We start from the raw sequence: 7,328 nt of genomic DNA on the forward strand, positions 1-7,328 counted from the left end.
CCCCGGGAGAAGAAAACGACAACACCACGAGCAACCACCTCCAGAAGGGGCGTTGCATCGATCAATAGAATCCCGGGCGCCGTATACGAGCGAGCCGGGTGGTGCGAGCGCGGCGTCATCACCACGAAGTCATCCGCAGCATCCGTCACCGACCCTTATCGACCCAGGGCGGTCAGACCGCGCAACCGCTTGGTTCTCTGTCGCACGCGCGAGCTTGCCAGTTCGGGCGTACAGGCCCGAGGCGACTACCTTGTTAGGCACTATCGGATCCGCGTCGCTCCGGCTGAAGCGAGGTTCGAGGCGAGTGGCACGCAGAGGGCACGAGCGACGAGACGTACCGCAGGATCCGCGGGCTTCCGGGCTCGACAGCTCAACGGGCAAGAACTGGGACTTCCGAGCTGACGCGAGCCCCTTGCGAGGCGGCGAACCGGGGCGTAACGTGCCCGGTTCGGGCGCACCATGCACGCGTCCGCGGCACAACTTCCGGCAGGAGTCGCCATGATCCAGGTACGCGTCGTAGGCATCGCGCTCGATTCGGCCCAGCAGCGCATCGTGCTTCTCAAACCGGTGCTCGACGAACCAGGAGAGGGCCGGGTGCTGCCTATCTGGGTGGGGGACCAGGAGGCGACGTCCATCCTCATCGCCGTCGAGGGGGGCACGCCTCCCCGCCCGCTCACCCACGACCTGATGAAGACCCTCCTCGACGCGGTGGGCGCTCGAGTCGAACGCGTCGAGGTCACGCGCCTGGAGGAAGGCATCTTCTACGCCGAGATCTCGTTGCGGACAGCATCGGGAATGCTCGTCCTCGACGCGCGGCCGTCCGACTCGGTGGCGCTCGCCGTGCGGGTCCACGCACCGATCTGGCTGGCCGACGACGTGCTCGACGCGGCGGGCATCCCCGCCTCGATCGTGGACCTCGGCGGCGAGGAAGCCGAGCTCGATCAATTCAAGGAGTTCCTGGAGAACGTCGATCCGGAGGACTTCCAGGGTTGACCGCCGCGAAGCCGCGTCTACCGCTTCGCGGATCACGCGATTGGAATGACGAGTCCATCGGGGAAAAGTCCCTAAACTGAGCGCGTCGTCGCTCCCCCCGTGACCTCACGGTGATCCGGGGCGCCGGGTACCGGACGGGATTCCGACATGAGTGATGGCCAGAGCAACCGGGGAACCCCTCCGATCACCAAGCCGTCGGTGGCCGTCGCCGGGGGAGCGCCCGCGCAGAGTGCCGGCGTCAGCAGAACGGCGCTGATCTGGATCGGCATCGCAGTCGTGCTGCTCTCGTTCGTCGCGGCATTCCTCGGTTCGTGGCTGGCCCGGTCGACGGAGGCCGCTGCGGAGCCGACTCCGGAGCCGACCGCCGAGCCGAGCGCCTCGAGCAGCTTCGACCCGGCCGACTACACGGAGGCGATCGAGAGTATCCTTCCCGCTGGAGCCGCCGTGCGCGCGGGGACCGGGGTGCCCGCCGAGGGCAAGGGCTACGAGGGCGAGCTCTATATCGACCTGGCCACCTCGGACGTGTACGTCTTCCGGGACGGGGCCTGGGTGCAGGTCGGAAACATCGAAGAGTCGGCCGCCGCCAACCTGACCGGAGCTCCCGGCGCCACGGGCGAAACCGGCGCCACGGGCGAAACGGGCGCCACGGGCGCTACGGGCGCGACGGGAGCGACGGGTGAAGCGGGAGCGCCCGGCGCCCCCGGCACCCAGATCGCCCTCGGCGTGGCGGAGCCGAACGACGACACGTGCACCGCGGACGGGGACATCTTCATCAACACCGCCGTGCCGGAGCTCTACGTGTGCGAGGCCGGCGCGTGGGCACTATTCGGACCCGCGGTCGACAACACGCTCCCGAGTCCCGACGAGGGCTCGGGAGGCTGACCCGCCGGCAAGACACGCGCATCGGCCCGGACCTCGCCGCCGGGTCGCTGCGCGCTGCCGGTTGCCGCCGCGCAAGCGAGGGCGTTGCCGCGTGCCGGTCCCGCGGTAGGTGGTGCGGCCGCGCCAGAACTGGAAACCTGGGACGCATCAGTGATCGCGCCCACGGGAGGTTCCATGACCGACGACACCGCCTCGCACGGCCCGACCCGGACCGGCTATGCGCCGGTCAACGGTCTCGAGCTGTACTACGAGGTCCACGGCTCCGGCGGCACGCCGCTCGTGCTCCTGCACGGCGGCCTCTTCGACATCGATCAGCAGTTCGCCGCACTGCTCCCCTCGTTGTCGGAGAACCGGCAGGTTATCGCCCTGGACTTCCAGGGTCACGGCCGCACGAACGACATCGACCGGCCACTGTCGGCGGCGGGCCTGGCTTCCGACGTCCTCGGCCTGCTCGATCACCTCGGCATCGACCGTGTCGACGTCTTCGGCAACAGCGTCGGCGGCGCCGTCGCCCTGTACCTGGCCATCAAGGCGCCGGAGCGGGTCCGGAAGCTGATCGTCGCGTCGACGACCTTCGATGACAGCGGCATGCGCGGGGGGAACGCGGAAGTGGTCGGCGCCATGACGGTCGACATGATCGCGGGTACGCCGATGGAGCAGGCGTATCTCGCGAAGTCGCCGCACCCCGATCACGCGCACCTGCAGGCGCTTCTCGACAAGCTCGGCGCCACCTACGAGTCGGGCTTCGAAGGGTGGTCGGAGGACGACATCCGCACCATCGCCGCTCCGACGCTGATCACCGTCGGGGACTGCGACATGGTGTCGCTCGACCATGCCGTTCGGTTCCTTCGACTGCGAGGTGGCGACGTGAACGGCGACTTCGACGGTGTCCCGGCGTCGCAGCTGGCCGTCTTTCCCGGGACGACCCACTTCTTCGGGCTCGCGCGGACCAACCTCGTCTCGGACGTGGTCCGGACGTTCCTCGATACGCCGGTCGCGGGGGCGTGACACAGGGGACGTGTCCGATGTGGATGCGAGACTGACGCCATGCTGCTTCAGGATCTGGCCGATACCTCCGACGCCGTCGCGGCAACGCGGTCGCGGCTCGCCAAGGTCGAGGCGCTGGCCGACCTGCTTAAGCGCATGGGGCCCGACGAGATCGCGCCCGCGCTCGGGCTGCTGCTCGGCAAGCCCAGGCAGGGCCGGATCGGAGTAGGGTGGCGGGGCCTCGCCGCCGCGACGGGGGATCCGGCCGCCGAGGCGACGCTGACCATCGCCGAGGTCGATGAGACCCTCGACACCCTGGCCGCGGCATCCGGTCAGGGCTCGAATCAGGCGCGGGCGTCGGCGCTGCGCGCGCTTCTCGCACGCGCAACCGACCGGGAGCAGTCGTTCCTGGGCGGAGCGCTTTTGGGCGAGGTGCGCACCGGCGCCCTCGAGGGCGTGGTGACGGATGCGGTGGCCAAGGCATCCCATCGTCCCCTCGAGCTGGTGCGCCGCGCCGCCATGCTGTCGGGTGACCTCGGCGAGACCGCGCGCACGGCGCTGACCGGCACCGAGCAGGATCTTGCCGACACCGGTCTGGTCGTGGGGCGCGCGATCCTCCCGATGCTCGCCAGCACGGCGCCCACGGCCGCCGAAGCGGTCGACGCGCTCGGCACGGCGTCCGTCGAGTACAAGCTCGACGGGGCGCGCATCCAAGTTCATCGCTCGGGAGACGACGTGCGCATCTTCACGCGCAACCTCGCGGACATCACGCATCGGCTGCCGGAGATCGTCGAGGTGGCCAAGCGGATGCCGGTGCACGATGTCGTGCTCGACGGCGAGACGCTCGCCCTCGACGAGAACGATTCACCGCGCGCGTTCCAGGACACGATGTCGCGCTTCGGTGCCGACGTCGCCCGTCTCATCGCGCTGCGACCGTGGTTCTTCGACGTGCTGCACGTCGACGGCAGAGATCTCATCGACGAACCGCTGTCGGTGCGCCTGGCGGAACTGGAGCGCGTGGCGCCCGACCACCGCATCCCAGGGCAGGTCACGGCCGATCCCGAGCAGGCGGAGCGGATCAGCCAGGAGGCGATAGCCGCCGGTCACGAGGGCGTGGTCGTCAAGGGGATCGACTCGACCTATGCGGCCGGCCGGCGGGGCGCCAGCTGGATCAAGGTCAAGCCCGTGCACACCTTCGACCTCGTGGTGCTGGCCGTGGAGAAGGGATCCGGCCGCCGTTCCGGCATGCTGTCCAACATCCATCTCGGCGCGCTCGATCCGGTCGGCGAGTTCGGGGAGCCGGGGGAGTTCGTCATGGTCGGCAAGACCTTCAAGGGGATGACGGATGCCACGCTCGCCTGGCAGACGGAGTACTTCCCCACCATCGCGACCGGAGGCGACGACTACACCGTGCACGTCAGGCCCGTCACTGTGGTCGAGATCGCGATCGACGGCGTGCAGCGCTCGCCGCGGTACCCCGGGGGGATCGCGCTGCGATTCGCGCGGGTCAAGACCTACCGCGACGACAAGCGGCCCGAGGATGCCGACACCATCCAGACACTGCGAGGGATGCTGCACGCATGAGCACCGACGGTGATGCGCGGCACGGCGTCGTGTCGGTCGGGGTCGCCGGCGCGCTCGGCCCCGAGGCGATCGCACGCATCGCGGCCGCGGTCGAACAGGCGGGGTTTCACGCGCTGTGGGTCAACGACACTCCGCACGGCGACTCGATCGCGGCGCTGACCGCCGCGGCAGCCGCCACCGAGCGGTTGACCCTCGCGACCGGCGTGATCCCACTCGACCGCCGCCCACCCGGCGAGGTCGCCGAGGCGATCAGAGCCGCCGGGTTGCCCGAGAGCCGGGTGTCGATCGGAATCGGCTCTGGTGGAACGTCGAAAGGCGCGCTCGCTCTCGTGCGGGAGGGCATCGAGACGCTGCGCGGCACCACCCGCGCCGGGGTGCTGGTGGGTGCGCTCGGTCCGAAGATGCGCGAGCTCGCGGCGCGCGAGGCCGACGGCGTGCTGCTGAACTGGGTGTCACCGGCCGTCGCCGCGGAGCAGGCCGGGCAGCATCGCGACTCCGCCGGCGCCCGTCCCGGCCGTGTGGTTGTTTATGCACGCACGGTGGTGGATGACGCGGCGCGCGGTCGCCTGCGGTCCGAGGTGGCCGGCTACGCCTCGGCGCCCAAGTATGCCGCCAACTTCGCACGCCTCGGGCTGGACCCGTTCGAGACCGTGCTGCCGCAGCCGGGCGACGACGACATCCGCCCCGGCATCGTCGCGTACACGTCCGGCGTCGACGAACTTGTGCTGCGGGCGATCACGCCCGACGACGACGTGCAAGGATATCTGGACTTCGTGCGGCGCGCGGCCGACGCGCTCGGGCGGCCGACGCCACTCGAGCGGCCCGCGCCGTTCGAGCGGCCCGCGCCACGAGATCCGCCCGAGCAGCGCTAGGCGCCGGCGGCCGGCTGGCGGGCGTTGCCCACGCGCATCGCACGGCGCGCTTCGCCGGGTGTCGTGCCGTGCCGGCGCTTGAACGCCCGGCTGAACGCCGCCTCCGACGAGTACCCCACCCTGCCCGCGACTTGGCCGATGGGCGCATCGGTGCGTGTCAGCTCCGCATGTGCCTGCTGCAGCCGCCAGCCCGCGAGGTAGCGCATCGGCGGCTCGCCGATGAGTGAGGTGAACCGGTCGACGAACGTCGATCGCGACATCCGCGCCTCCCGAGCGAGAGCGACGAGCGTCCACTCCCGCGCGGGGTCGGCGTGCATGCGGCTCAGCGCGCGCCCGACATGGGGATCCGACAGCGCGGCCAGCCAGCCCGTCGCCGGTGCGTCCGCTCCGCTCAGCCAGCGGCGCAGCAATTGCACCACAAGCACGTCGGCGAGTCGCGCGAGAACCGTGTCGCCGCCCAGCTGGTCGGTAGCGGCCTCGCGTGCCATGAGGCGGAGGACGCTGCGGAACGAACCGAACTCCTCGTCGTCGGCACCGTCGACGACGATCACCGTGGGCAGCTCGGCCGCCAGCCTCTGGGTCAGGGCGTCATCCGCGCACAAGGCGGCGTACGCGATCTGCGTCCGCGGGCCTTCGCCGCCGATGCGCATGCGCTCGAAGCGCTCGCCGACCTGCTCGAACGGAAGGTCGAAGAGCGGCTCGGCGCGCACCCCTTCTGCGCTCGCCAGCACGTGCGGCGTTCCACGGGGGATGAGCGCCGCACTTCCGGCCTCCAGCATGTGACGCTGCCCCGCGACCTCCAGGACACACCGACCCGAGAGGACGACCGGCACGCTCATGTGCGATTCGAGCTGCGGAAAGTCGACCCCCCACGGCGCGCCGGCGTCGGCGCGGCAGTAGAGCACGCCGGTCAGCCGCAGCATGTGCAGCGCGTGCGCGAGGGGGACGGCGCTGTCGGGTATACCACGCGGATTCGCCATTCGTCCAGACTGGCATGCCGAACTGCCGATCCGCCGGTGACCCGGACGATGGGCACAGGAATCTGGCCTTGCCGCCATTGCCCGACCGAGATGGAGGCGCGAGCGTGGACGTCACATCAACGAAAGGAACGGATATGTCACGTCCCACAGCAGTGATCGGATCGACCGGAAAGACCGGTCGCCGAATCGTCCCGCGCCTGCTCGAGGCGGGAGTCGAGGTGCGGCCTCTCGGGCGCAGCACCGAGCCGTCGTTCGACTGGGAGCAGCCGGACGCCTGGCCCGCCGCGCTCGCCGGGGTCGGCCGGCTGTACGCCGCCTTCGTGCCCGACCTCGCCGGGCCGGGGGCGCAGGAGGCGATCGCGCGGCTGCTCGAGGTGGCAGCCGACGCCGGCGTCGAGCGCATCGTGCTGCTGTCCGGCCGCGGTGAAGCGGGTGCCCAGCGGTGCGAGCGGCTCGTCCTCGAATCGGGCATCCCGGCCGTCGTCGTGCGTGCGAGCTGGTTCGCACAGAACTTCACCGAGGGGATGCTGCGACCGGTCGACGGTGTGATCGCGCTTCCCGCCGGCACGAGGCGTGAGCCGTTCATCGACGTCAACGACATCGCCGATGTCGCCGTTGCGGCGCTGCTCGAGGATGGCCATGAGGGACGCGTCTACGAGGTGACCGGGCCCGAGCTGCTCAGCTTCTCGGATGCCGCCGACCTTTTGGCCGAGAGCACCGGTGAGGAGGTGCACTACGTCGCCCTCGAGTTCGACCAATTCCACGCGATGCTCGAGGCAGAGCTGGACGCTGCCGCCGCGGACCTGCTCACCGACCTGTGCCGAGAGGTGTTCGATGGGCGCAATGAGTCGGTGACCACGGGAGTACGCGAGGCACTGGGCCGGGAACCGAGACCGCTCCGCGAGGTGTTCGCGCAAGCGGTTCCGGCATCCCGCTGAACGGCGTCCCGCGGAACAGCAACGGGTCGGGGGGGGGGGGGGGGGGCGCGCCCCCCCCACGATGGCGGCGAGGGGGTGGAAGCCCGGGTGTG

At 70.5% G+C, this 7,328-nt stretch carries 7 protein-coding genes; 6 read left to right on the top strand and 1 reads right to left on the bottom strand.

Annotation, left to right across the window (positions count from 1 at the left end):
- Positions 1-498 precede the first annotated feature (498 nt).
- The 5 genes from ACLQ2Q_RS08495 (at position 499) to ACLQ2Q_RS08515 (ending at position 5,318) form a co-directional block, all read left to right on the top strand.
- Positions 499-993 carry a bifunctional nuclease family protein gene (locus ACLQ2Q_RS08495; protein WP_425819980.1) on the top strand — a complete coding sequence of 165 codons (495 nt, stop codon included), beginning with the start codon at positions 499-501 and terminating at the stop codon, positions 991-993.
- A gap of 147 nt (positions 994-1,140) precedes the next feature.
- Entirely contained in the window at positions 1,141-1,875 is a 735-nt protein-coding gene (locus ACLQ2Q_RS08500) for a hypothetical protein (RefSeq protein ID WP_425819982.1), read from the top strand.
- 174 nt (positions 1,876-2,049) lie between these two features.
- Positions 2,050-2,883: an alpha/beta fold hydrolase gene (locus ACLQ2Q_RS08505; RefSeq protein ID WP_425819984.1), complete on the top strand. Its 834-nt coding sequence runs from the start codon at positions 2,050-2,052 to the stop codon at positions 2,881-2,883.
- Between the two features lie 39 nt (positions 2,884-2,922).
- Complete coding sequence (locus ACLQ2Q_RS08510) at positions 2,923-4,446, top strand: ATP-dependent DNA ligase (protein ID WP_425819986.1); 1,524 nt, start codon at positions 2,923-2,925, stop codon at positions 4,444-4,446.
- Positions 4,443-5,318 (top strand): LLM class flavin-dependent oxidoreductase, encoded by an 876-nt coding sequence (locus tag ACLQ2Q_RS08515; protein WP_425819988.1) that lies wholly within the window; start codon positions 4,443-4,445, stop codon positions 5,316-5,318. Before ACLQ2Q_RS08510 ends, ACLQ2Q_RS08515 begins: the two co-directional genes overlap by 4 nt.
- On the opposite strand, the gene ACLQ2Q_RS08520 is transcribed toward ACLQ2Q_RS08515, so the two are convergent.
- Entirely contained in the window at positions 5,315-6,298 is a 984-nt protein-coding gene (locus ACLQ2Q_RS08520; RefSeq protein ID WP_425819990.1) for an AraC family transcriptional regulator, read from the bottom strand. The two genes, ACLQ2Q_RS08515 and ACLQ2Q_RS08520, sit on opposite strands and share 4 nt — an antisense overlap.
- Before the next feature lie 134 nt (positions 6,299-6,432).
- Between ACLQ2Q_RS08520 and ACLQ2Q_RS08525 the strand changes: the two genes are divergently transcribed.
- The gene (locus ACLQ2Q_RS08525) at positions 6,433-7,236 is read left to right on the top strand and encodes an SDR family oxidoreductase (RefSeq protein WP_425819992.1); all 804 of its coding nucleotides are present in this window, start codon (positions 6,433-6,435) and stop codon (positions 7,234-7,236) included.
- The last annotated feature ends 92 nt before the right edge of the window (positions 7,237-7,328 follow it).

This window comes from Microbacterium sp. DT81.1 (assembly GCF_049844955.1).
Taxonomy (GTDB): Bacteria; Actinomycetota; Actinomycetes; order Actinomycetales; family Microbacteriaceae; genus Microbacterium.

What these genes read in the sequence shown, in the direction of transcription:
- ACLQ2Q_RS08495 (WP_425819980.1), top strand. Translation starts at nt 499, where the DNA reads ATGATCCAGGTACGCGTCGTAGGCATCGCGCTCGATTCGGCCCAGCAG.
- ACLQ2Q_RS08500 (WP_425819982.1), top strand. Translation starts at nt 1,141, where the DNA reads ATGAGTGATGGCCAGAGCAACCGGGGAACCCCTCCGATCACCAAGCCG.
- ACLQ2Q_RS08505 (WP_425819984.1), top strand. Translation starts at nt 2,050, where the DNA reads ATGACCGACGACACCGCCTCGCACGGCCCGACCCGGACCGGCTATGCG.
- ACLQ2Q_RS08510 (WP_425819986.1), top strand. Translation starts at nt 2,923, where the DNA reads ATGCTGCTTCAGGATCTGGCCGATACCTCCGACGCCGTCGCGGCAACG.
- ACLQ2Q_RS08515 (WP_425819988.1), top strand. Translation starts at nt 4,443, where the DNA reads ATGAGCACCGACGGTGATGCGCGGCACGGCGTCGTGTCGGTCGGGGTC.
- ACLQ2Q_RS08520 (WP_425819990.1), bottom strand. Translation starts at nt 6,298, where the DNA reads ATGGCGAATCCGCGTGGTATACCCGACAGCGCCGTCCCCCTCGCGCAC.
- ACLQ2Q_RS08525 (WP_425819992.1), top strand. Translation starts at nt 6,433, where the DNA reads ATGTCACGTCCCACAGCAGTGATCGGATCGACCGGAAAGACCGGTCGC.